Annotated in this window: 21 protein-coding genes; 20 read left to right on the plus strand and 1 reads right to left on the minus strand. The window is 31.7% G+C overall.

The window, feature by feature from the left end; genetic code table 11:
• Positions 1 to 40: 40 nt before the first annotated feature.
• A complete protein-coding gene (locus DFR54_RS09600; RefSeq protein ID WP_114290032.1) occupies positions 41 to 2044 on the minus strand; it encodes a J domain-containing protein in 2004 nt (667 codons plus the stop codon).
• 171 nt (positions 2045 to 2215) lie between these two features.
• Between DFR54_RS09600 and rbsR the strand changes: the two genes are divergently transcribed.
• The 20 genes from rbsR to DFR54_RS09700 all read left to right on the plus strand — a co-directional run bounded on the left by rbsR (position 2216) and on the right by DFR54_RS09700 (position 25714).
• Complete coding sequence (gene rbsR, locus DFR54_RS09605) at positions 2216 to 3205, plus strand: ribose utilization transcriptional repressor RbsR (protein ID WP_086342315.1); 990 nt, start codon at positions 2216 to 2218, stop codon at positions 3203 to 3205.
• A 90-nt stretch (positions 3206 to 3295) separates the two neighbouring features.
• On the plus strand, positions 3296 to 4201 hold the full coding sequence (gene rbsK / locus DFR54_RS09610; protein ID WP_114290033.1) for a ribokinase: 906 nt from the start codon (positions 3296 to 3298) through the stop codon (positions 4199 to 4201).
• A 16-nt stretch (positions 4202 to 4217) separates the two neighbouring features.
• Positions 4218 to 4613: a D-ribose pyranase gene (gene rbsD, locus DFR54_RS09615; protein ID WP_114290034.1), complete on the plus strand. Its 396-nt coding sequence runs from the start codon at positions 4218 to 4220 to the stop codon at positions 4611 to 4613.
• Positions 4614 to 4638: 25 nt separating this feature from the next.
• Positions 4639 to 5526 carry a ribose/proton symporter RbsU gene (rbsU, locus tag DFR54_RS09620; protein WP_114290035.1) on the plus strand — a complete coding sequence of 296 codons (888 nt, stop codon included), beginning with the start codon at positions 4639 to 4641 and terminating at the stop codon, positions 5524 to 5526.
• Between the two features lie 130 nt (positions 5527 to 5656).
• Positions 5657 to 5896, plus strand: a complete 240-nt coding sequence (locus DFR54_RS09625) for a DUF1858 domain-containing protein (protein ID WP_114290036.1) — start codon at positions 5657 to 5659, stop codon at positions 5894 to 5896.
• A complete protein-coding gene (locus tag DFR54_RS09630; RefSeq protein WP_114290037.1) occupies positions 5889 to 7178 on the plus strand; it encodes a DUF438 domain-containing protein in 1290 nt (429 codons plus the stop codon). Before DFR54_RS09625 ends, DFR54_RS09630 begins: the two co-directional genes overlap by 8 nt.
• A gap of 198 nt (positions 7179 to 7376) precedes the next feature.
• Positions 7377 to 8186: a TrmB family transcriptional regulator gene (locus DFR54_RS09635; RefSeq protein ID WP_114290038.1), complete on the plus strand. Its 810-nt coding sequence runs from the start codon at positions 7377 to 7379 to the stop codon at positions 8184 to 8186.
• Between the two features lie 3 nt (positions 8187 to 8189).
• Positions 8190 to 9068 carry a sulfite exporter TauE/SafE family protein gene (locus tag DFR54_RS09640; RefSeq protein WP_086342322.1) on the plus strand — a complete coding sequence of 293 codons (879 nt, stop codon included), beginning with the start codon at positions 8190 to 8192 and terminating at the stop codon, positions 9066 to 9068.
• 20 nt (positions 9069 to 9088) lie between these two features.
• A complete protein-coding gene (locus DFR54_RS09645; RefSeq protein ID WP_114290039.1) occupies positions 9089 to 10072 on the plus strand; it encodes an ornithine cyclodeaminase family protein in 984 nt (327 codons plus the stop codon).
• 156 nt (positions 10073 to 10228) lie between these two features.
• Positions 10229 to 10999: an endonuclease/exonuclease/phosphatase family protein gene (locus DFR54_RS09650; RefSeq protein WP_114290040.1), complete on the plus strand. Its 771-nt coding sequence runs from the start codon at positions 10229 to 10231 to the stop codon at positions 10997 to 10999.
• 373 nt (positions 11000 to 11372) lie between these two features.
• Positions 11373 to 12239 carry an ABC transporter permease gene (locus tag DFR54_RS09655; RefSeq protein WP_086342778.1) on the plus strand — a complete coding sequence of 289 codons (867 nt, stop codon included), beginning with the start codon at positions 11373 to 11375 and terminating at the stop codon, positions 12237 to 12239.
• A 19-nt stretch (positions 12240 to 12258) separates the two neighbouring features.
• The gene (locus tag DFR54_RS09660) at positions 12259 to 13128 is read left to right on the plus strand and encodes a carbohydrate ABC transporter permease (protein WP_114290041.1); all 870 of its coding nucleotides are present in this window, start codon (positions 12259 to 12261) and stop codon (positions 13126 to 13128) included.
• 29 nt (positions 13129 to 13157) lie between these two features.
• Entirely contained in the window at positions 13158 to 14765 is a 1608-nt protein-coding gene (locus DFR54_RS09665; RefSeq protein WP_114290042.1) for a type 2 periplasmic-binding domain-containing protein, read from the plus strand.
• A 46-nt stretch (positions 14766 to 14811) separates the two neighbouring features.
• On the plus strand, positions 14812 to 15402 hold the full coding sequence (locus tag DFR54_RS09670) for a DUF624 domain-containing protein (RefSeq protein ID WP_114290043.1): 591 nt from the start codon (positions 14812 to 14814) through the stop codon (positions 15400 to 15402).
• Positions 15395 to 16297: an acetylxylan esterase gene (locus DFR54_RS09675; RefSeq protein ID WP_114290044.1), complete on the plus strand. Its 903-nt coding sequence runs from the start codon at positions 15395 to 15397 to the stop codon at positions 16295 to 16297. Before DFR54_RS09670 ends, DFR54_RS09675 begins: the two co-directional genes overlap by 8 nt.
• Entirely contained in the window at positions 16294 to 17064 is a 771-nt protein-coding gene (locus DFR54_RS09680; RefSeq protein ID WP_114290045.1) for an endonuclease/exonuclease/phosphatase family protein, read from the plus strand. Before DFR54_RS09675 ends, DFR54_RS09680 begins: the two co-directional genes overlap by 4 nt.
• A 29-nt stretch (positions 17065 to 17093) precedes the next feature.
• Positions 17094 to 19244: a beta-glucosidase BglX gene (gene bglX / locus DFR54_RS09685; protein ID WP_114290046.1), complete on the plus strand. Its 2151-nt coding sequence runs from the start codon at positions 17094 to 17096 to the stop codon at positions 19242 to 19244.
• Between the two features lie 13 nt (positions 19245 to 19257).
• Positions 19258 to 22575 (plus strand): GH36-type glycosyl hydrolase domain-containing protein, encoded by a 3318-nt coding sequence (locus tag DFR54_RS09690; protein ID WP_114290047.1) that lies wholly within the window; start codon positions 19258 to 19260, stop codon positions 22573 to 22575.
• Between the two features lies 1 nt (position 22576).
• The gene (locus DFR54_RS09695; protein WP_114290048.1) at positions 22577 to 23539 is read left to right on the plus strand and encodes a LacI family DNA-binding transcriptional regulator; all 963 of its coding nucleotides are present in this window, start codon (positions 22577 to 22579) and stop codon (positions 23537 to 23539) included.
• Positions 23540 to 23851: 312 nt separating this feature from the next.
• Positions 23852 to 25714 carry a beta-glucoside-specific PTS transporter subunit IIABC gene (locus tag DFR54_RS09700; protein WP_114290049.1) on the plus strand — a complete coding sequence of 621 codons (1863 nt, stop codon included), beginning with the start codon at positions 23852 to 23854 and terminating at the stop codon, positions 25712 to 25714.
• Positions 25715 to 25963 lie beyond the last annotated feature (249 nt).

Consider the following 25963-nt stretch of genomic DNA (forward strand, 5'->3'; position numbering starts at 1 on the left):
TAACTTTATGATTTTATCATAAGGTTAATTGGGTTTATTTTTATAAATTAAAGCCTAATTCGTAGGCCCAAGGATTATCTGTATCAAAAGAATTAGATAGTTCGTTAGCTTTATTAACATATTCTTCAGGGACAGTGTTGAAAAAATCAAGGTAAATTGTTTCAATTTTTAATTCATCATTTAATTCTAAAAATAGAAATTCATCATCGAAATTAGTTAAAACTAAAACCTGCTTATTAGGAATAGCTAGTAAATGAGGTTTTGAAAAACCAAATTCAGATAAATACATAAATTGTTCTTCATCAATTTGAGTAATTTTTTCATAAAGTTCATCTGTTAGATAAGTATTATAAAGCTTTTCTAAATCAATTAAGTAATTATCCAAATCATCGTAGTAAGATATTAAATCATTACTAAAAAATAAAGTGGCATCTAAGTTACCTAGCTCTCTGTTGTGAGGCATATCTTCTTTTGGTATTTCTTCAATGCTAATTATCTCATTTAATTGATTAGTTGTTGATTTCAAAAATAAATTTTCATTTTTAAAACTTGAGTATGTAATCACAGTCTCAGATTCAGTTAGTTCATGTGTTTCATTAATATCTTGAAACATATCATTAATTTCTAGATTATCAAATGTCTCTTGATTTTTTTCTTTAAAAGCTTCAAGAGAATTTTTAGCCTTATCAGAAATAGCAACAAATTCAGTATCTAATACATCATCATGTAATAACATTGTATAAATATTATAATTTAGTTTTACATTTGAAGTCCTAGTTTCCTGTTTGTAGCTTACCTCATCATACTCTTCGTTAAACATCTCATCATCTTCAATATCCCAATCATCTAAGTAAGTTAAATGATCGTGATTATTACCAACTGAACTAATAAAACTAATTATTCCAAAGACAAAAGTAATACCTAAGAAAAATAAAAGAATCATTTTCCAAACATTAAATGGTTGAGGATGATTTTTTTTAGTATGTCTAGTAATGGGAGCTTGATAAATAGTGGTTTCTTTTGGTAGATTACGTCTGGTTTCTTTTAAGCGACTCATTAGTTTTTCTTTAACGGAATCGGAAACCCAACTTAATCCAATAATATCAATATTTGAAACCATGGGAGCTTGATTGTTTTCGATTAAGGCAACAAATTTATTGAAAACTTCAAGATCATGTAAATACATATCTTTTTGAATCGAGTTCATCTTATTTCGTACCTCTTCTATTGGAAGAAAATTAGGAGTTAGAAGAGCATACACAATCAATAAATAAGCTAGATCGTCATCATCATAGTCGGATTTTTTTAGAATATTAATAGTATTAATCCCAATACTATTAATCGGCTGGCCTTTTTGTATTACTTGATAAAGCTCATAGCGGTTTATAAAATAATCATCGCGATCACTTTTAGGAATATAAGAATAAAAAGATAAATCTAAATGATCCTTAGTATAAATTTTTTCTTTAAAGACTTTCTTTTCATCAGCGACTGAAAAATCTGATTCAGTCAGGTTAATTAATTTTAATAATTTGAATCGAAGAGAATCCTCAACAAGCATATAGTTTTTTAGTAAAAAAAGCTTTATACGTTGTTTTACGTTAGAAGGAATCTGCCCATTTAGAATAAAAGGGTGTAGTAAATTTTCCCAATTAGAAAAATTAGTATAAAATTCCTTTTTATCTAAAAATGACACAAATGAAATTTCAAAAGAATTTCCTTGAGTTTCTTGGGCTATTTCAGTCACTTTTAGTTCAACTGAAACAGGAACAACAGATTCTTTTTCTCCAGGTTCAGGTGACTCATCTATCTTTATTTCTTCTTCAGTAATAAAACTATTATTTTGTGAAGTTGAGATGAATTCTTCAGGTATAGTTTCATTGGTTCTAATTTGTTTTAAGGCAAGATTATAAGCTTCTCTAAGATCTTGATATTCATTAATATTTTTAGACATATCAATTTGCTTGAGTTTTTGTTGATATGCTTGTCTGATTTCATCAATGGAAGCATTAGGACTAACGCCTAAAATATCATAGATTTTCATGTTTACTCCTCCTTTATAAATTAACAGGCAGTCTAATAATTTATGAATTAATTATAACACAGTAAATTTAAAGCTTGTGCTGTTAAATAAAGGGACATTAACAATCGTTTCATAGTATAATGTTACATGTCAGTTAGTTACAATAAAAATAACTAAATTAAGGTGAGAAGAATGGGAAAGAAAGTAACGATTAAAGACGTAGCTAAAGCTTCAGGAGTTTCTATTGCTACAGTCTCTCAAATTTTGAATGGAAATACTAAAAATTTTAGCCCTAAAACAATAGATAAAGTACAAAAAATAAAAGATGAAATGAATTATGAAGCTGATTACTTTGCTCGTCGTATGGTAATGAAAGAAAGTAAAACAATTGGAGTCATGGTACCAGATATTACCAATCCTTTTTTCTCCACATTGGTTAAGGGAATTGAGGACGTTTTGTACAAAGAAAATTTCATTACGATGCTATGTAATGTAGACAGAGATGATACGAAAGAAAGTATTGCTCTTGAGGAATTGAGTCGAAGAGGCGTTGATGGATTTATTATCGCTAGTTCGGCAATTAGTACAGAAGCGATTGATAAACTTTTAAGAAAAAAGAAGCATCCCTTTATTATTTTAGATCAAAAGAGTTTTGAAGATGAGAGTGATACTATTGGTACGGACGACTTTAATGGCGGAAAATTAGCAGGTGAACACTTAAAAGAATTAGGACATAAAGAAGTTGTAGTGGTTGTTCCAAGTAAAATGACAGTTAATATTCAAAATAGATTAAAAGGATTCCAGTCAATCTATTCTGAAAATGTTACTATTTTAGAAACGTCACTTTCTAAAGAGGGTGGGAAAAAAATAGTTCCTCGATTAGTGGAAACAAAAGCAACAGGAATATTTGCATTAAACGATGAGCTAGCTTTTGGACTTTATTACGGCTTAAAAGAACTAGATAAAAAAATTCCAGAAGATTATAGTATTATTGGTTACGATAATGTGGATATGTGTGAATATGTTTCACCAACACTGACAACAATAGCTCAACCAATTTATGAACTTGGCCAACAAACTGCTGAAATGTTACTTAAAAGAATTAATGAACCAACTGAGGAATGGCATAATAAAAAACTACCGGTAAATATAATAAAAAGGTTTTCAACGACACATGCTTGAAATTGCTTTCAACATGTGTTATATTTTGGTCAAGTTATTAAAACGTTTTAATAAAACGTTTTAATTTATAAAAAACTGGAGGGACTATAAATGAATACGATTACAGTTGTTGGAAGTATCAATCTAGATACTACTCTTAGAGTAAACCAAATGCCTAAGCCTGGTGAAACATTACATGCTAAAGAGCATTTTACTGCTGGTGGTGGAAAAGGTGCCAACCAAGCAGTTGCGGCCAAACGTTCAGGAGCTGACACATATTTTATTGGCGCTGTTGGAAATGATGGTGCAGGTATGATGATGAAAGAATTAATGACTCATGAGGATATTGATATTAATGGTGTAAGTACATTAGACAACCAATCAACAGGGCAAGCGTTTATTACAGTCGATGATGCAGGTGAAAATAGCATTATGATCTTCTCAGGAGCTAACAACAGTTTTACTCCAGAACAAGTAAAAGAATCAACTGAAACAATTGCTAAGAGTGACTTTATTATTTCGCAGTTTGAGAGTGCTATGGACAGTACAGTGGAAGCGTTTAATATTGCTCGAGATAAAAAGGTAAAAACAATATTAAATCCTGCTCCTGCAATTAATGACATGCCAATCGAATTATTATCAGTTACAGATATGATTATTCCAAATGAAACAGAAACAGAAATCTTAACAGGTATTAAAATTACTGATGAAGATAGTTTAAAAAAAGCGGCAGAGAACTTACATGGATTAGGCATTGAGGCAGTAATCATAACAATCGGTAGTAAAGGTGCTTTTTATGATGTTAATGGTAAGAGTGGCATTATTCCCGCTTTTAAAGTAAAAGCAGTCGATACAACTGCTGCCGGGGATACATTTATTGGAGCATTAAGTACGGTTTTAAAATCAGATTTTAGTAATATCGAAGAAGCTATTACTTACGGTAATAAAGCATCATCTTTAACGGTTCAAAGATTCGGTGCACAGCCTTCGATTCCCTACAAAAATGAATTGATTTAAGAAAGGATAATTAATAATGAAAAAATCAAAAGTAATTAATTCAGATATTTCACGCGTTATTTCTCAAATGGGACATTTTGACAAGTTGAGTATTGGAGATGCTGGAATGCCAGTTCCAATGACAATTGAAAAAATTGACTTAGCTATTGATAATGGTATTCCAAGTTTTATGGAGGTACTAAATAACGTATTAGAAGAATTAGAAGTTCAAAAAGTATATTTAGCAGAAGAAATTAAAGAAATGAATCCAAAAGTATTAGAAGAAATTGAAAATCGTTTACCAAATACGCCTATTGAATTTATTCCACATAGTAAGATGAAATCAGAGTTAAATAATTGTCATGCATTTATTAGAACTGGAGAAATGTCCCCCTATGCCAATATTCTATTGGAAAGTGGCGTTGTTTTTTAAAATAAAATTAATAGGAGAATAGCTTATGAATACAACAGCATTACTAATTGGGTTAGGGCCTTTACTTGGTTGGGGATTATATCCAACGATTGCTTCAAAGATAGGTGGAAAACCTGTTAACCAAATTTTAGGGTCTACTTTAGGAACGTTAATTTTTGCGATTATTTTTTCTGTTAGTCAAGGAATTAGTTTAGCTACTGGCACTGATTTGTTACTAGGTATTTTATCTGGAATTGGTTGGGCGTCAGCTCAAATTATTACTTTTTACTGTTTTGGTTTGATTGGCTCATCAAAAGCAATGCCAGTTACAACAGCATTTCAATTACTTGGTGCTTCTTTGTGGGGAGTCATTGCACTTGGAAATTGGCCAGGAGTCAGTGCTAAAGTATTTGGTGGACTAGCATTAATTTTAATTATTGTTGGAGCAAGCTTAACCGTTTGGACTGAAGAAAAATCAGATGAAAATACGTCAGTACTAAAAAAAGCAGTTATTATGTTAGCAATTGGTGAGATTGGTTATTGGGGATATTCAGCAGCACCTCAAGCAACTAGTTTAACAGGTCAGGAAGCTTTCTTACCTCAAGCAATAGGTATGGTATTAGTAGCAGTTATTTACAGTTTAGTATTATCAGTTAAAACAAAAGAAAAATCTGCTTTTATTGAAGTTGTTTCATATAAACATATCTTTTCAGGATTTTTCTTTGCATTTGCAGCACTAACTTATTTAATCTCTGCTCAACCAGATATGAATGGTTTAGCTACAGGATTTATTCTCTCTCAAACATCAGTTGTTTTAGCAACGTTAACTGGTATTTGGTTCTTAGGACAAAAGAGAACGAAAAAAGAGATGACAATGACTTTGATAGGTTTAGCACTAATAATAATAGCAGCAACAGTTACAGTTATGTTATAAAGTAAAAGGAATCTTCGTAGATTCCTTTTTTATTTTGTGTTATATTTGTGATAAACCACACATTGAAATTAATGAATAAACATGTTATGATTCAAACGAAATGAGAATCGTTATCAATGGAGGTTGAAAGATGAAAGAAATAACTACTGACATGACTGTTTTTCAAATGATCGAGATTTATCCGGAAATAAGGGAATTGCTAATAGATTTAGGTTTAAATGGAGTTGAGAATCCTTTAATGCTTAGAACAGCTGGGAAAAAGATGACTATTCAAAAGGGAGCTCAATTTAAAAAAATCCCTTGGGAAAAGGTTGAAATTTTATTTAATGAACATGGTTTTGTATTTAAGGAGGAGACAAATAATGAGTAATGAAAGAGCCTTAGATAGACAAAAGAAGTTGATTGAAATTTTAAGTTTACTTCATGAAGGTGGCAATTTTGAAGAGGCAAAAAAAATGTTTGATGAATCATTTAGCGACGTTGATGTAAGTGAAATAACTTCAGCTGAAAGAGAATTAATTGCAAATGGATTAGATCCATCAGAAATTCAAAAATTATGTACTGTACATGCAGCAGTTTTTAAAGGTTCTATTAAAGATATTCATCATTCTAATTACGAACATGAAGTTCCAGGACACCCAGTTCATACCTTAAAGTTAGAAAATATAGTGATTCGTTCTTTATTAACTGATGAATTACAACCTCTGTTTGAAAGACTTGCTAAGGGAGAGTTAAATCTTCAAGAACGTATTGTTAATGTCTTAAAAGATTTATACCAGATTGATAAACATTATCAAAGAAAAGAAGTATTAATTTTTTCTTACATGGAAAAATATGGTATTACTGCTCCACCACAAGTTATGTGGGGAGTAGATGATGATATAAGAGATGAAATTAAATTAATGATTAAGGGATTTTCGAATCCGGATTTTATTATTAATCAATTACGTGAACCATTATTATCGATGATTGAAAATATTGAAGAAATGATTTTTAAAGAAGAAGAAATTATGGTGCCAATGGTGCTAGAAGTCTTTAGTATTGAAGATTGGGAGCAAATTGCTCATGATAGCTTTGATATTGGTTTTGCTTTTATTCCAAATCCTCTTATTTATAAAGCTAGTAAAGAAGCAAAAGAAAAAAGTTTAGAGAATGAGCCTAGAAGACTAGCAGCAATTAAAGAATCTATTGCTTTTAGTGACGCTCAAAAGATGAGTATAAATCAAGAAGCAGAAACAAAAGAAAAAACAATGTTTGTAGAGCTTCCTACAGGTCGACTAAACATTAATGAATTAAAAGCTATTTTTGAAGTTTTACCAGTCGATTTAACTTTAGTAGATGCCCAGGATAAAGTTCGTTTCTTCTCAGAAGGACCAGAAAGAGTTTTTCCAAGAACTACATCAGTTATAGGCCGTGAAGTAGTGAATTGTCATCCACCTAAAAGTATGCACATTGTTGAACAAATTTTAAAAGATTTTAAATCTGGAGAAAAAACAACAGCTGAATTTTGGATAGACTTAGGACCTAGAAAAATTTACATTCGTTATTTTGTATTAAGAGATGAAGCTAATAATTATCTAGGGTGTTTAGAAGTAACTCAAGATATCACACAAATTCAACAATTAGATGGACAAAAAAGATTATTAGATTGATTTATCTAAAAGAGAGTACAGCTTATGTGCTCTCTTTTTTTATGTGCTTTTAATCACTATTTTTTATTTATTTGTTTGTCAAACTTGTTTTTAAAGGTGTTTTAATTGTAAAATATATCACAATCGCTTGAAAAAAATCGTTTTCAGAGTTATAGTAGTTACTGTAGTAGCTACTAATTAATTAGGGGATTGAAAAAAATGGAAACGATAGTACAAATAATGAAGAAATATGATTTTTCTGAAATGGAAACACTTGTTTATACAACACTTTTAGAAAAAGGAGTTATGACAGGTTATGAAGTTAGCAAACAATCTGGTGTTGCTCGCTCTAAAGTTTATAACGTTTTAGAAAAACTAATCAAAAAGAATTTGGTTGTCGTTAATAAATCAGAACCTAAACTTTATTATGCCATCTCAGCTGAAGAATTTTTAGAGAGATTGGAAAAAAGTGTTAAGCAAGATTTAAATGTTTTAGAAAATCAGCTAGGAAATATAAAAGTTCAAGAAGAAGAAGAGCTTTTATGGAAGTTAGAGAGTTATGCTAATGTCATGGATAAAATAGAACATCTAATAGGCCATGCAAAAAAAAGCTTGTTAATCCAGATTTGGGAAGATGATTTATCTAAAGACTTAGTTGAATTATTACAACAAGCAGAAAAAAAAGTTGACAGGTTCGTATTAATTTTATTTAGCAATAAGCATCATTATGATATTCCATTATCTAATTATTACATTCACGGTTTTGAAGAAGAGAAATTAAAAGATTTTGGTTCTAGATGGATTAACATTGTTGCAGATGAGAGTGAAGTTGTTTTTGGAACAATGGATGAGTTGAATCAGACGATTGATGTCACTTGGACACAAAACCGAGCAATGGTTAGTTTGTCAAAAGAATATGTTAAACACGATGCTTATACATTAAAAATCATTCAAGAAAATCCTGATACACTTCAAAAAGTATATGGGAAAGAGTTTGAGAAGATACGCTTAATTTATAAGGAGGACTAGACAATGGTCACAAAAATATTATTAGGGTTAATTATTATTGTAAATGGTTATTTTTTATTTGTATTTGTGAAAGATTTATTAAGCCATAAAGAAGAGTTTAAAGCTGAAAAAGGAGATGTCCGCTTCCTACCTTTTACGTCATTTATTATGTTTTTCTTATCAGCTTTTGGGATTTCCGATTTTGCTATAGGTACTGTACTGTATCCTAAACTAGGTTGGACTTCTATGAAAAAATTACCAGGAACGTTAAATACACAATGTGTTATTCCAGTAGCAGCTATGGCATTATCATATATTTCTTCCGTTGATGTTGGAATCAAAACACTATCAGTTTGTATTGTAGCTCAAGTCATTGGAGCCTATGTTGGGCCTAAGTTTGTTGTTAAGTTACCAGAAGCGACAATTAAAAAATTTGTTGGGGTTGGATTAATTATTGCCGCATTTTTAATTTTTGCAGGGCAAGTTAATTGGATTCCATCAAATGGAACAGCCACTGAGCTTTACGGATTTAAATTAGTTTTAGCAGCAGCTTTACTATTTTTATATGGTGCTTTAAACAATATTGGTATTGGTTCTTATGCATTAACGATGGTAACTGTTTATCTTTTAGGGATGGATCCAATTGCAGCTTTCCCAATTATGATGGGAGCATGTACATTCTCAGTACCAGTTGGAAGTGTTCAATTTATTAAATTAGATGAATATAGTAGAAAGATTACTTTCTTTGCTGCAACATTTGGAGTTTTAGGTGTATTAGTGGCGGTATTCTTTGTTAAATCATTAGATACATACTTATTAAAATGGTTAGTAATTTTTGTTTTATTATATAGTTCATACACTATGTTAAGTGCTGAAATCAAAAAAATGAGACAAGCTGCTTAGTCGAGAGAGGGAGAGTATTTATGTTATTTTTATCTAAAAATCATATTATGGATAGTTTTTCAATGAGAGAGGCAATAGATGCTTGTAACGAAGCTTTAAAATTATATTCTGAAAATAAAGCCAGTGTTCCTTTAAGAACAAATATCAATGTACCAAAACAAGAAGGTCAAAGTTTATATATGCCGGCATATGTTGAAGGAAAAGATGAAGCCTTAGGTGTAAAAATTGTTTCAGTGTATCCAAATAACATCAAAAAAAATATTCCAAGTGTACCTGCTACAATGGTTACTTTAGATGCAGAAACAGGTATGGTATCAGCAATTTTAGATGGAACTTATTTAACTCAGCTTAGAACTGGTGCTGTTCAAGGTGCTGCTACTGAATTACTTGCCCGTGAAGATGCTAAAATTGGTGCTCTAATCGGAACAGGTGGACAAGCTGAATGCCAATTATGGGCAATGTTAACAGCTAGAAATTTAGAAGAAATTAGAATTTTTGATATTGATTTTGAAAGAGCAACAGGCTTTGCAAAAGAGATGGAAACTATTTATAAAGTTAAAATGATACCTTGTCAAATAGCTAAGGAATGTGTTGAGGGAGCAGATGTTATTACAAGTGTAACAACATCTAAACAACCGACTTTCCAAGCTGATTGGGTAAAAGAAGGCGCTCATATTAATGGTGTAGGAGCTTACACTCCTGAGATGTGTGAAATACCACAAGAGATTATCAAAAAAGCTAAAACAGTTATTTTTGATACAAATGATGGCGTGATGCAAGAAGCTGGTGATTTCATTCAACCTATTGAATCAGGTTACTTAACAAAAGATCATTATAAAGGTGAATTAGGTGAACTTGTTTTAGGTAATATTGAAGGTAGAAGTTCACAAGAAGAAATTACAATTTTTAAAACAGTTGGATCTGCAGTACTTGATGTATTTGTTGCCGATCAAATTGTTCGTCGAGCTAAAATAAAACAAGTTGGACAAGAAATAAACTTATAATAAAAAAAGGCTGATTTTGGATCGGCCTTTTTTTGTATTATCTTGCTTTAAAAAATTAAGTAAGATAATATACTCCATTGTAGGCGTTTTTTTATTATGGTAATATTTTTTCGATTGATGAATGATAATTAATTGAGAAAGTAGATGGTGATTTTAATGAAAGGATTACAAATCGCAACTTACAATATTCGTTTAGATACTGAAGAAGATGGTAATTGGTCATGGGAGAATAGAAAAAAACATGTTATTCAATTAATAAAATATCATGAGTGGGATATTTTTGGTGTTCAAGAAGCAAGACCACATCAAGTTGAAGATTTTGAAGTTTTGGAGGGATATGCTAGTTTTTCAAAAGAACGTGAAGGCGATAATCAGGGTGAGGGGTTAGGTATTTATTATAAAAAAAATTTATTTGATTGCTTAGAGCATGGTTATTTTTGGCTTTCGGAAACTCCAGAGGTACCAAGTATTCATCCAGAAGCAGGTTGTAAAAGGATTGCTTTATGGGGTGTGTTAAAAGATAAGCAGTCCCAACAAGAAATTTTAATAATAAACACACACCTAGATCATATTTCAGAAACTGCTAGACAAGAAGGAATGGCTGTCTTATTAGAAATAATGTCAGAAAAAATTAGTGAATATAAAACAATTATTTTTGGAGACTTTAATGCAGATAGAAAAGAAAGTTTTCATCAAGAGTTGGCTAATCATTTTATTTATCCAAGAGACAAAAAGGAAATGATTAATTATGGTCCAATAGGGACATTCCAAGAATTCAACTATAATGCTTCTTGGGAAGAATTAGAAGAAATTGACTTTATTTTATTCAGAGGACTTACTGTAAAGAAATATGGTGTGTTAACAGATTCTTGTAATAGAAAATTTCCATCTGATCATTTCCCAGTTGTTGCAACTTTTACTTTGTAAATATAGTTATGTTAAATAAAAGTTTAGATATGAAGCAAATTTATATTTAAGCTTTTTATATTGGAATAGAAAAATAGTCTAGATAAGATTAAATAGTTTGATTTCTAAAATAATTGTTCACTTTAAAAGTTTTTTAAAAAGTAATAAGAGTCATTTAATTAAGCACTAAAAAACCTTTAATAGAGGGTTTTTTAGCTTAAAATTGAAACGGTTCGATAGTTTAAGTTGAAAAAACTTATAAAAACTATATTGTAAACGGTTTTTTTATGTGGTATCATCTGATTGTCGAAACGTTTCACCGAATTTGGAAGGAGGCTTCACTTTGACGAAATCAAAGTTTCATCGCTTTTTATCTCAATGGCAATTGCAATGGATGGTACTTCCAGGAATTGCTTTTATGATTGTTTTTAACTATATTCCTATCTATGGTATAATCATCGCTTTTAAAAATTATACAGTAGTTGATAGTATTTCATCGGCAGATTGGGTAGGTTTAGAAAATTTTAAAATTATTTTTGAAGACGCTTTTTTCTGGGAAGCAGTAAGAAACACATTGGCTATCAGTTTATTAAAACTTGCTTTAGGATTTTTTATACCGATTGCTTTAGCTATTATGATTTTTGAGATGAAAGATGGAAAACTCAAAAAAACGATACAAACGATTTCATACATTCCCCATTTCTTTTCTTGGATTGTCCTAGGTGGAATGTTAATCAGTTGGCTCTCAACTTCAGGATTCTTAAATCAAGTATTAATGTCATTAGGTGTTATGGATACTGGGGTCAATCACTTGTTAGAAGCAGATAGATATTGGTGGATTGCGGTATTCTCGGATTTATGGAAAGAAGTTGGTTGGGGAACGATTCTTTATTTAGCAGGAATGTCTAAAATCGATCCAACTTTTTATGAAGCTGCCCGAATGGATGGAGCGACTAAGTTAACACAAATCAGAAAAATCACTTTACCTTTATTAACGCCAATTATTTCATTGAACTTAATTTTGGCTGTAAGCGGTATTTTAGGATCTAACTTAGATCAAACGTTAGTCTTAATGAATACGCAAAACCAAAACAAATCAGAAGTTATTAATTCATTTGTTTATCGTATGGGGATTACACAAGGTGACTTCTCTTATGCAACAGCAGTTGGTTTAGGTGTATCCGTTATTTCAATCATTTTACTTTTAATTACTAACCAAGTAACTAAAAAAATGAATAATGGTCGATCAGTGATTCTTTAAAAAAGTGGAGGTTAGATTTGTGCAAAAAGAAAATAGAATTTTTAATATCATCAATACAACGCTACTTGTCTTGTTTGCTTTAATTATTGTCATTCCAATTTGGAATATTTTAGTTTCTTCAGTTAGTGGCAATTCTGGTGTTGGGACTTCAGGAATGGTTTTAATTCCTCAAGACTTCACTTTAGAGAATTATCGTAAAGTGTTGTCTGATGAGAGTATTCCCAGAGCTCTTTTAATCTCAGTACTTAAAACAGTTATTGGAGCATTTACTCACGTTGCCTTTTGTTCTATGGTGGCTTACGCATTAAGTAAGACGAATTTAATGGGACGAAGTATTTATACGATGATGGGTGTTATTACAATGTATTTTAGTGGTGGAATGATTCCTACCTACCTATTAATTAAATCTCTAGGTTTGCTTGACTCATTCTGGGTTTATATTATTCCAGCCCTATTTAGTTACTATGATGTAGTAATTTTAATGAACTTCTTTAGAGATGTGCCAGTTTCACTTGAGGAGTCGGCCAAGATTGATGGAGCCAGTGAATTTACTATTTTTAGTAAAATCTACGTTCCTTTATCAAAACCAGCTCTAGCAACAATCCTTTTATTTAATGGTGTTGCTCAGTGGAATGACTTTATGACAACTAAATTATATGTAACGAATGAAAAACTATATCCTCTTCAAATGAAGATATATGAGATTATCGTTCAATCGAATATGAATTCAATGGCTAATAGTGGTAGTACAGATGTTGTCATTGAAGCTAGTACAAAAGGGATTCAGTTGGCAACAATTGTTATTACGACGTTGCCAATTATCTTAATTTATCCATTGTTACAAAAACATTTTATTGGTGGCATGATGGCGGGAGCCGTAAAAGAATAATCTTAAAAAAGAAAGGTGAAAAATATAAAATGAAAAAAGTAGCTTTAGGTCTTTTAACAGCAGGATTAGCAGTAGGGTTAGTAGCATGTGGTGGAGATAAGAAAGATGCTGGAAAAGATTTCAGTATTAAAGATCGTTATGAATTAGATGAAAATACACCGGCTTGGAAATTAGATAAAAAAGAAGAAGTAACTGAATTAACTTGGTACATCAATGCGGATTGGAAAATGGCACCTTTCGGAGAGGATGCAACAACTAAAAAAATCAAAGAAGATTTAAATATTGATGTGAAATATATTACTGGTGATGATGCTAAGTTAAATGCACTCATTTCAAGTGGTGACATGCCTGACATTGTGACATTAATGCAAAAAGACACACCTGCTGGAAATAAAGCTGATAAGTGGGCATATTCATTAAATGAATTAGCTGATAAATACGATCCCTATTTAAATAAAGTAGTGACAGAAGATACCTTTAACTGGTTTGCTTTATCAGATGGAAAAACTTATGGTTATCCAAACTACTCTAACACTCAAAAAGATTATGATAATAACGTCATTCCAGCAAACGATGCTTTTGTTATTCGTGAAGATGTTTATAACAAATTAGGAAAACCTTCAATTAGTACGCCTGAAGATTTCCAAAAAGTGATGAATGATATTAAAAAAGAATTCCCAGAATTAACACCATTTGGTTTTGGTCCTGTGAAAGATGATAGCTATGCCTTCCAAAGAATTTTACAAGACTTTATTGGGGTACCTTTAGAAACTAAAGAAGGTAGCTTCAATGATCGTAACCTAGATCCAGAATACAAAGAATGGTTAAAAACAATTAACAATGTTTATCAAGATGGCAATATTAATGATGATAGCTTTACTGATGATGGTGATACTTATAAAGGGAAACTTAAAAATGGTCAGTATGCAGTTGTCTTTTCAGCAGGATTTAATGGGTCTGTAGGAGAATTTCAAGACTTTAAAAATAACTCAGGCTCTCAATACATCGCTATTGATGGACCTCAAAGTACAAGTGGTCGTGAAATTATGTTAAATCAAACAGGTATCTCTGGTTGGTTAGTCAACCACATTTCAAAAAGTGCTAAAGATCCAGCTAAAGCTACTCAATTATTCACTTATTTAATTTCTGAAGAAGGTCAAATGTTAACTAAATTTGGTGTTGAAGGTGAAACATATAAATTCAACGATGATAAAAAAGTTGAAATTTTACCAGAAGTTCGTGAGTTAGAAAAAACTAACCCAGAAGAATACCGTAAAAAATATGGTTTATCAGCATTTAACTTTTTTAACAATGACCGTATGAATCTATTAAAACAACCAGAAGATAGTTCAGTAACACAATTACAAGCTTGGGGTAAAGGTAAATTAGTTCCTCATTTCATTATTGAGAATACTGCTCCAGAAGCTGGTACTAAAGAAGCTCGTTCAGAAGAAGCAATGAAAACTAAATTTGATACAGCAGTGATTTCTTTAATCCGTGCTAAATCGGATGATCAATTTGAAAAAACATACCAAGAATATACTGATTTTGCAGAGAAAAATAATGCAGAAGATGTTTATAAAGCCAAAACTGAAAAAATGAAAGAAAACAAAGAAAAGTTAGGCCTAAAAGACTAGAAAGGAGAGGTGGGAAAGTCTAAGCTTTCCCACCTTTTATCATATTATGAAAAATATATTATCAATAGATGGTTGGTACTTTAGAGTGTTCTCGAAGTTAGCAAACCTAATTATCCTTAATTTACTATTTATTATTTCGATTGTTCCAGTGTTTACATTAGGTGTTTCGATAATGGCATTAATTAGTTCTTTAAATGAATTAAAGTCAGATGGTACGTTGGCAGCTTATAAGGTTTTTACGACTCATTTTAAACAGAATATAAAAAAAGGCATGATTTTATTTAGTGTGGAATTAGTTGGCTGGTTTGTTCCAGCTAGTCTGATTTATGTAAGTTTAAAATTTATTCCTCTATTAAGCACCTTATTGATGATTGTTTTTTCTTTCTTTTTGCTTACTTTAGTTGTCTTTCCTTTTGTGTATACCTTAAAGAATTTAGCTTTAAGAGAGGCTATTAGTCAAACCTTCGCTTTTGTAACATTGAAAATACCTTATGCAATAGCAAGTTTTATTGTTCTAGTAGCAGTAGCCTATCTTTGCTTAAAATACTCAATTATTTTTATTTTTCTATTAGGTGTTTCTCTTATTTTTTATTTACAACTTCAATTAGTACGTAAAGGTGGAATGATTAATGGATAAATATAAATCTTATTGGCTACATCAGTTAGAGCTATCTAAAGAGATACCTTTAGAAATCGAACGAAAAGAAATTGAATTTCCAAGTCAGTTAATGAGGGTTTATGAAGTTAGTTATCGAAGTCTTTATCAAGAAACAATTTATGGATGGTTAATTGAGCCTAAAGGAAAAACTAATTATCCTTTAGTTATTGATTTTATAGGTTACATGAATCATTTAGAATCCCCTCTACAATTTACTCAGTGGTTAAATGCAGGGTGTGGCGTTCTTGTCACAGATTCAAGAGGTCAAGGTGGAAGAACAAAAGATAGTCATCCTTACAGCACTCATCACGAAGAGAGATTAATGGCTTGTGGTTTTTTAGAAAAGAATGATTTCTATTTAAGAAGGCTTTATTGGGATGCTTTAAGATTAATTGATGTCTCCCAAGAGCTGCCTTTAGTGGATAAAAATCACGTCTTTATTCATGGAACAAGTCAAGGTGGAGGTATTGGATTATTTGCAAATAGCTTAACACCTCACAAAATAAGATATGGTTTTTATGATGTCCCTAGCCATAGCCATCTAACTCATCGCGTTGAAAAAGGAACAGGATCGTATAAAGGAATTCATGATTTTTTAAAAGAGAAGCCTGATAAACAAGTATTAGTTGAAGAATGTTTAGCTTATTTTGATATTAAAAATTTTGTTAGTGAAATTGAAAATCCCCTTTTAGTATCTGTTGGAGAAGCCGATCCGATTTGTCCTAAAGAAGATTTTTTTGAATCCTATAAAAGGATAACTGCTCCAAAAGAATTAGATATTTATAAAGCACCAGGTCATGGTGGCGGAGGATTTAAACATATTGAAAAAATATTAACATATTTGTTAAGAGAAATAGATGGTGAAACAAAATGAGAGAGTTACAAATTGCTACGTACAATGTGCGAGTAGATACAGAGGTAGATAGTAATTGGTCGTGGAATTACCGAAAACAAGAAGTGATTAATTTAATTAATTATCATAACTGGGATGTTTTTGGCGTTCAAGAAATTAGACCTAATCAAGTTGAGGATCTGTCTACTTTAGAAGGATATATGAGTTATACCAAAGAAAGAGAAGGGGACAGTTTAGGTGAAGGATTAGGGATTTATTTTAAACCTGAAGTGTTTGATCTTTTAGATAAAGGCTATTTTTGGTTATCTAAAACACCTTATGAGCCAAGCATTCATCCAGAAGCAGGGTGTAAACGAATAGCTCTTTGGATGATTTTAAAAGAAAAAATATCGAATAAAGAGATTTTAATTATTAATACTCATTTAGATCATATTTCAGATGTAGCTAGAAAAGAAGGCATGGCGGTTTTAATTAAAGAATTAGCAGATAAAATAGATAAGTATCAGACTATTCTATTAGGAGACTTTAATGCTGAACCTTCTGAAATCTTACATGATGAATTAAAAAAACAATTTAGCTATCCAGAAGATGAGAAAATCGTTTTTGTCTATGGACCAAAAGGAACATTTCAAGATTTTAACTACGATATTCCTTGGAGTGAACTGGAACAAATTGACTATATTCTTTTCAAAGAAATTAAAAGTGTGAAGTACGGTGTATTAACAGATTCATGTGATAGAAAATTTCCGTCAGATCACTTTCCAGTTGTAGCAACATTTAATATTTAAAATTTAAACCAGTAAGGGAGAATTTACTCATGAAACAAACTGAATTATTAGCAATTATTGAAAAAATGTCACCAAAAGAAAAAGTGGATCAACTATTACAACTTGCAGCTGATTTTTATACAGATAATGCTGAAGATCGTACCGGTCCAATGGAAAACTTAGATATTAATGAAACAACAATTGATAACGCTGGTAGTATTTTAGGCGTATCTGGTGCTCAAAAAGCCATTGACATTCAAAAACACTACATAGAAAATAACCCACACAATTTGCCAACTATTTTAATGGCTGATATCATCCATGGATTTAGAACAATCTTTCCAATCCCACTAGCCTTAGGATGTACTTGGAGTAAAGAGGCTGTTGAAGAAATGGCTTCTGTTTCAGCTCTAGAGTCTTCAGTTTCAGGACTTCACTTAACATTTTCTCCAATGCTTGATTTAGTACGTGATCCAAGATGGGGACGTGTTTTAGAGTCAACAGGAGAAGATCCATACTTGAATAGTGAGTTTGCTCGTGCCATGGTTCATGGTTATCAAGGAGATAATTTAAAAGAAGATATGACAAAAGTGGCAGCTTGTGTTAAACATTTTGCAGCTTACGGTGGAGCAATTGGTGGTCGTGATTATAATACTGTCGATGTTTCAGAAACAACTTTACGTGAAAAATATTTACCAAGTTATCATGCGGCTATTGAAGCGGGAGCTAAATTAGTAATGACTGCCTTTAATACAATTGAGGGTGTGCCTGCTAGTGGTAACAAAAAATTATTCAGAGATGTTTTAAGAGATGAATTTAAATTTACTGGACCAGTTATTTCAGATTGGGCAGCTATTAAAGAAATGATTAATCACGGGGTAGCTGCTAATGAAAAAGATGCAGCTAGATTAGCTATTGAAGCTGGTGTTGATATTGAGATGATGACGACTTGTTACGACAAACATCTTTTAGAATTAGTTGAAGAAGATGCTCGTTATATGGATTTGTTAGATGAGTCTGTTTTAAGAATTTTAGAATTAAAAAATGATTTAGGTTTATTTGAAAACCCTTATCGCGGAGCTGATGTTGAGAAAGAGAAAGAAGTTATTTTATCAGATGGTCACCGTGAATCAGCAAGAAAAATTGCAGAAAAATCTATGGTTCTATTAGAAAATAATGGTGTTTTACCACTCAGTAAACAAGAGAAAATTGCTGTATTTGGACCTAAAGCAACAACAGGTGATTTAATGGGTGCTTGGTCATGGCAAGGTAAATTTGACGAGGTTATAACTATTGCTGAAGGATTATCAGCAAAAGGAGCACACGTTACAGTTTCAACAGAAAATTATGAGCTATTTGAAAACTCTGAAGCAAATTTAGCTGATGCTAAACAACTAGCAACAGAAAATGATATTGTTGTTTTAGCTTTAGGTGAGGCTGATTGGATGAGTGGTGAAGCAGCTAGTCGAAGTGATATTAAACTACCTCAAAGTCAAATTGATTTATTTAATGAAGTTAGAAAAGTTGCTAAAAAATTAGTTGTCGTTTTAATCAATGGTCGTCCTCTTGATTTAAATGCTATTAATGAGGCTGATGCAGTTCTTGAAGCGTGGTTCCCAGGAACAGAAGGTGGGAATGCGATTGCTAATATTCTGTTTGGTGATGTAAATCCTAGTGGACGTTTGAGCATGTCATTCCCTGAAAGTGTCGGACAAGTACCAGTTTATTACAATACAGAAAATACAGGTCGACCTTATGAATCAGCTCCTGATGAAAAATATGTATCTAAATATTTAGATGTATCGAATTATGCTAAATACCCATTTGGTTACGGTTTATCATATAGTGAAGTATCTTATGATGATATGACATTGAGCAAGGATAATGGAAAAATCGATGACACAATAGAAGTGATTGTTACGTTAACTAATAAATCTACTAGACCTGTAACAGAAACAGTTCAATTATATGTACGTGATTTAGTTGCAGAAACTGCTCGCCCACTTAAAGAACTAAAAGGCTTTGAGCAAGTTGTCTTACAAGCAAATGAAACAAAACAAGTAACAATTATGTTAGAAACTAAAAAATTAGCATATGTTCATCAAGACCTTTCTTGGTCAGTTGATGCTGGTGAGTTTGATTTAATGGTTGGACCAAACAGTCGTGAATTAGTATTTAGCAAAAAATTAACTCTTGGATAAGGTCGTGAATTTAATGAGTACAAAATTATATACAGGTAAAAACGTGTCATTTACGTTTTTACCTCATGGAGACGTGAAAGAAATAATAGCAGGAAATGTTATTTTAAATCAATTTGTAGCAAATGAATTTGATGGTAGTTTAAACAATTTATTTTTAAGAATTTACCGAGAATCTGGAATCAAAACATATCCATTAATTGGGAAAAAATCAACCTCTAATGTTGAGTATTTTGAAAATGGTGTTCAGTTTAATGGTGTTGTTGAAGGTGTTTCTTATCAAGTGGATTTCTCATTAACAGAATCAGACACTTGGTTTTGGGAAATTTCATTAATTGGTAATGGAGAATTAGTTGATGTTATTTATGGCCAAGATTTAGGTTTAGCAAATCGCGGTGTTGTTTTAACAAATGAAGCTTATAATTCTCAATATGTCGATCATTCTACTTACACTTCAGATACAGGACATGTGATTTGTTCAAGACAAAATATGCCACAAGACTCAGTATTTCCTTACTTACAACAAGGAAGTTTAACTAAGAACCGTCATTTTTCAACAGATGGTTATCAATTTTTTAGTAAAAATGAAACCAATAGTTTTACAGATTATTTAGATAATCATTCAGAGCTAGAGAGTCAAGTTTATCAATATGAAATGGCTTATACTGGTATTCAGTCAGAATTAATTACCTTATCTAATGAAGCTAAAAAAGTTATTTTTTATGCCTCTTATCAAGAAAGTCATCCTGAAGCAGTAACTGAAATGGCAATTGATTTAGAAATAATTAAAGAGCAGTACACACAAAAAGCTGCTTTGACTCAGTCGGTAGAAAAAGTTGCTCCTAGTAAAGCTGAAAGAGAAGATTTGGCTGGTTTAACTTTAACAAAAGAAGAAATTAATGAACTATTTCCCCGTAGAAAAGTGGAAGAGTCTACTGAAGAAGGTGTTCTTTTATCATTTTTTGATGAAGAGGATTACCATGTAGTTTTAAAAGAGAAAGAACTTTTAATGGAGCGTTCTCATGGTCATATTATTATTAGTGGAGAGGAAGACACCATTGATAATCCAGTAATGGCTAGTACTTTATATATGAATGGTTTATTTAACTCACAAATTGTTTTAGGTAATACAACAGTTAATAAATTTATCAGTAATTCAAGAAATGCTTTAAACTTATTGAAAAAATCAGGACAACGTTTGTTTATTAAAAATAAAGGTGAGTGGGTTCGTTTAGGTTTACCTTCAGCTTTTAAATTAGGATTCAATTTTGCTACTTGGTATTATAAAACAGCAGATGATTTAATTGTTGTTACAAGCTACACAGTTGGCAAATCAAGAAGTATTAAATTAGATGTTGTTAGCCAAAGTAACCGTCATTACGATTGGTTAGTTAGTTTTGATTTAGTAATGAATGATAGTGAAAATAATCAGCATTATAAAATGAGTCAAACAAATAATTTATTGAGTTTTGAGCCAACAGGTGAATCAGCAATTTACTCGAAATATCCTGAATTAAGATATTATTTAGAGTTAGAACAAAATTTTGATTTATTATCAGCCAAAGAGTTATTTAAAATGACAACAGATGAAAATTTATTGTTACTTAAAGTTGTGGACTCTTCTAAGGTATCCTTAACTATCCAAGGAACATTGTCACAAAAACAATATCAAAAAGAAGACACCTTAATTGGTCAAGCCGCTTCTTCTTATAATAGCTATATTGCTGACTTAAGTAATGAATTCTCGTTAGCCCATAAGAAACAAGAGCGTATAGATAAAATGAATGTACTCGTTAAATGGTATACACATAATATGTTAGTTCACTATTTATCACCTCATGGATTAGAGCAATACGGAGGGGCTGCTTGGGGAACACGAGATGTCTGCCAAGGACCAGTAGAATATTTCTTTGCTATGAATAAACCAGAAATTGTTCGTTCAATTATTTTAACAATTTATGCGAATCAATTTGATGATGATGGTAACTGGCCGCAGTGGTTTATGTTTGATAAATTTGAAGAAATTAAAGCTGATGAAAGTCATGGAGATATTATTGTTTGGCCATTAAAAGTAGTTAGTGATTATTTAGCGATGACTAAAGATTATTCAATCTTAGAAGAAAAATTACCTTATTCAAGTCGTGAAAGCTTTAAACAAACAGCAACGAAAGAAACACTGTTACAACATATCGACAAACAAATTAGCTACATTGAAGATAACTTTTTAGAGGGTACGTATCTTTCTTGTTACGGAGATGGGGATTGGGATGATACGCTGCAACCAGCAAACCAATCCCTTAAGAAAAATATGGCAAGTAGCTGGACTGTGGCATTAACGTATCAAACAGTTAAACTATTTTCAGAAGTGATAACTGAATATAATGAAGATTTCTCAAATAGAAGCAAAAAGATTTATGAAGGTGTTTACCATGATTTCCATAAATATATGTTAAGTGATGAGGTGATTCCTGGCTTCTTATTTATGGGAGAAGGAAATAAGCCTGAGTTAATGATTCATCCAAAAGATAAAAAAACTGGTATCGATTATAGATTACTACCAATGACTCGCAGTATGATTTCAGAATTAATCGATCAAGAAGAAGTCGCAAAACATGTTGAAATTATTGACGAGCATTTGAAATTTCCAGATGCTGTTCGTTTAATGAATCGTCCAGCAAATTACGCAGGTGGTGTAAGCCAAATTTTTAAACGTGCGGAACAGGCTGCTAACTTAGGAAGAGAAGTAGGTTTAGCCTACATTCATGCTCATATTCGCTACGTTGAGGCAATGGCTAAAATTGGGAAACCAGAAGAAACATGGAGTAATCTAGAAAAAATTAGTCCTATTGGCATTAATCAAGTTGTATCAAACAGTAGTTTACGGCAAGCCAATGCTTATTTTAGTAGTTCAGATGGTGATTTTAAAACACGATATGATGCTCAAGATAACTTTAACGAATTAAAAATAAAAGAAAGACAAGTTAAAGGTGGCTGGAGAATCTATTCAAGTGGGCCAGGTATCTATATTAATCAGTTAATTAGTAATGTTTTAGGTATACGAAAAAATTTAGACCAATTAACCATTGATCCAGTATTACCAATTGAGTTAGACGGCCTATCTCTAACGTATAAACTTAATGACCGTTTACTAAAAATAACATATAATCTAAATCAATCTGTTGATGAAGTGAAGATTAATGGTAAACTAGTTGTAATTAGTCAAAAACAAAATCGCTACCGTTTAGAAGGTGTGTCTATACCATTAGAGACATTCTACGAAATGACAACAACGGAAGGGATTAATGACGTAGAATTATTTATTGGAGAGGTGTAAGATGGTTGGAATTCGAGATATTGCTAAAAAAGCAGGTGTGTCTATCTCAACCGTTTCATACGCATTAAATGGAAGTGACAAAGTAACAGAAGAAACAAGACAAAGGATCGAAAAAATTGCCAATGAAATGAATTATGTTCCTAATATGGCAGCAAAAGCCTTAAAAAGACGTGAAACAAAAATTATTGGCGTTTACTTATCTGATTATTTGGGAAGTTTTTACGGGGAATTATTAGATGGTATTAAGCATGGGTTACAGTCTTATGATTATGAGATGATTGTTTGTAGTGGTAAAAGATCACACTTATTTATTCCTGAGAGAATGGTTGATGGAGTTATCATTCTTGATTGGACTTTTGAAACTGAAGAGATTCAAAAGTACGGTGAAGCAGGTTATAAGTTAGTGACACTTGACCGAGAAGTAGAAGGCAAAAACCTATGTCATGTCCTACTTGATAACGTTGGTGGAGCAACTCTTGCTGTTGAAAAAATGATGGAACAGCCAGCTACTGCAATTCATTTAGTGACAGGTCCTGAAAATTCATTTGATAGTGTGAGACGTTTAGAGGCAGCAGAAAATGAACTAAAAAGATATGGCAAGAAGTATACAGTACATCATGGAGATTTTGATGCTAAATCAGGTCGTAAGATTGCTGAATCAATCTATTTAAGAATGACTACTAAACCTATTTCAATCTTTAGTTTCAATGATGAGATGGTTATAGGAATGTATGATTTTTTTAAGAGAACAGAGCTTGAAATTGGTAAAGATGTTAATATTATAGGATTTGATAATGCTTATTATGGCAACATTATTTCGCCTACTATTGCCTCTATCAGTTTTTCTAAAAAAAGATGGGGTATGGTAGCAGTTGAAAAATTAATGCAGTTAATTAACAATGAAGAGACCACAAACGATTTAATTTATACAAGTTTTGTTCCTGGTCAATCTTTTTCTGAATAAAAATTAAGGTTATGCTAATAGCTTAAAAAGCTAATAGCATAGCCTTATTTTTTATCTATTGGTGAACAATATAGAAGATGTTTTGTGTTATTTCACAGAATAAATTTTAAGTAAGTGTTTACATAAAGAAATAAACATGTTATTATCCATTTAGACATTTAAGGATTGTGACTGTTCGGCAGGCAAAACCTAAATTGAAAGAAGATATATAAAACAAACGCAATTTTTGTGGGCGGATTTTATATATTTCTCTCAGTTTAGGTTTTTTTGTTGTTCTAAAAGTGAATTCAAACAAATTAAGGAGGAAATATGATGCCAAAACAAGCAAATCAAGAACTAGCTAAAGATGTATTAGAGCTAGTTGGAGGAAAGAAAAATGTTAATAGTGTGGTTCATTGTGCTACAAGATTACGCTTTAAATTAAAGGATGAAAGTGTTGCGAAAACAGAAGAAATAAAAAATCATCCAGGTGTGATTCAAGTAGTTCAAAGTGGCGGTCAGTATCAAGTTGTTATTGGAAGTCATGTAAAAGATGTTTACGCTGAACTTCTTGAACAATCAGGTTTAGGAGGAGCATCATCAGAAGAAACAGGTCCTAAGGGAAACATTTTTAATCAGTTTATTGATATTATTTCAGGTATTTTTACACCTTTCTTAGGAGCTTTAGCTGGTGTTGGGGTTTTAAAAGGGTTATTAACATTATTAGTTGTAACTGGTCTTCTATCTGATCAATCAGGTACGTACCAAATTCTTTTTGCTGCTTCTGATGGGTTCATGCAATTCTTACCCTTTGCGATTGCCTTTACAGCAGCTAAGAAATTTAAAGCAGATCCATTTATTGCATTAGCTGTTTCTGGAGCACTATTATATCCAGCTATTACAGCAATTGCAGGTGCTCAATCAGGCTTAGATTTCTTTGGTATTCCAGTTATTATTGGACCAACAGGCTATATGCAAACTGTTATCCCAATTATTATTGCTGTTTGGATTCAAACATATGTAGAAAAATTTGCTAAAAAAATCTCACCAGGTTTCTTACAAATTATTTTAGTTCCATTAATTACTGTTTTAGTAATGGTGCCTTTAGCCTTTGTTGCCATAGGACCAATAGGAACAATCATTGGTGCTGTTCTTGGTAAAGGTTATAGTGCAATCTTTGGCTTTAGTCCAATTGTTGCTGGTGCTGTAATGGGTGGTTTATGGCAAGTATTTGTTATGTTTGGTATGCATTGGGGATTCATTCCAATTGCTTTAGTAAACTTAACAACAAATGGTTATGACACAATGACAGCTATGTTACTTGGAGCAGTTATTGCTCAAGCAGGCGCTGCTTTAGCAGTTGCTATTAAAACGAAATCAGAAAAAAGAAAAGCACTGGCTATTTCAGGGACATTAACTGCTATTTTCGGAATTACAGAACCAACCGTTTATGGTGTAACATTACCACTTAAAAAACCATTTTATGCAGCTTGTATTGGTGGAGCAGTAGGTGGTGCTATCATTGGTGGAGCCGGTGTTAAAATGTTTACAGGTGGTTTAATCAGTTTATTAAGTATTCCAGGATTTATTAGTAATATTGATGGCGTTGAATCAAGTGTTGTAATGGGAATCATCGGTACTTTAGTGTCATTTGTCATTGCATTTGTGTTAACTCTAGTATTAGGTTTTGACAAAGAAGCAGGAGAAGTAGAAACTCCTAAAACAACTTCAGAATCAAAAAGTAGAGAAACATTAAAATCTCCTTTAACAGGTAAAATTGTTCCAATGACAGAAGTTCCAGATGAAGTTTTTGCTTCAGGTGCTTTAGGCAAAGGAATTGCTATTGAACCAGCAATTGGTGAATTAAGAGCTCCAGCTAATGGTGTTATTACAACTATTTTCCCGACAGGTCATGCTGTTGGTTTAACAACAGATAGTGGTGCTGAAATTTTAATGCATATTGGTATGGATACAGTTGAGTTAAATGGAGAAGGATTTGAAAAATTTGTTAAACAAGATGATGTTGTAAAAGCAGGGGATTTATTAGTTAAATTTGATATCGAAGCTATTAGAAAAGCTAAGAAGCCTGTTGTAACACCAATTGTTGTCACAAACTCAAATGATTATCTAGATGTTCTTGATTTAAATCAACAAGAAGTCATTGAAGGTGAAGAATTCTTAACTCTTGTTAAATAATATTTTCGTTACTTATGAATAAAATTAGGTTATTATATTATATAAGGGATAAACGAAACGATAGCGTAAAATATTTTGTGTAAATAGAAATTTTAGGTAGATAAAAAGAAAGTCCATTCTGTAAAATTAAAGTTACCACAACCGAAATTTTATAGGAGGACTTTCTCATGACTAATTTTACTACAGAAATTATGGAAACACTAATCAATAAGGGTGATTTGGATGACTTATTCCGTCGTCATCTAGAAT

This window comes from Vagococcus fluvialis (genome assembly GCF_003337315.1).
Classification (GTDB): Bacteria; Bacillota; Bacilli; order Lactobacillales; family Vagococcaceae; genus Vagococcus; species Vagococcus fluvialis.